At 72.1% G+C, this 333-nt stretch carries 1 pseudogene; it reads left to right on the top strand.

From position 1 onward, the window contains the following. A pseudogene (locus PUR61_RS08335) lies at window positions 1-132 on the top strand (ABC transporter ATP-binding protein); the annotation flags it as partial. Window positions 133-333 lie beyond the last annotated feature (201 nt).

Below are 333 nucleotides of genomic sequence, written 5' to 3'. Positions count from 1 at the left end.
GTCGCCGCCGCCTACGCCGACCGCGTCGTCTTCCTCGCCGACGGCCGCATCGTCGACGAACTCCACCAGCCCACCGCCGACACCGTCCTGGACCGCATGCGCCGCTTCGACGCCAAGGTCCGCACCAGCTGAGCCGGATCCCGGCCCACCCGCCCGGCGCCGCTCCGGCCTCCGTCCCCACGACCTTCCAGGACTGACACCACTCCATGTACCGAACCGCACTGCGCACCGTGCTGGCCCACAAGGGCCGACTGCTGATGACGACGCTCGCCGTCCTCCTCGGCACCGCCTTCGTCGCCGGCACCCTGGTCTTCACCGACACGCTCGGCAGCG

The sequence above is a fragment of the Streptomyces sp. BE20 genome (assembly GCF_036322525.1).
In the GTDB taxonomy this organism is placed as follows: Bacteria; Actinomycetota; Actinomycetes; order Streptomycetales; family Streptomycetaceae; genus Kitasatospora.
The sequence above is the reverse complement of the archived record's forward strand: the minus strand, read 5'-3'. Positions and strand labels throughout refer to the sequence as shown.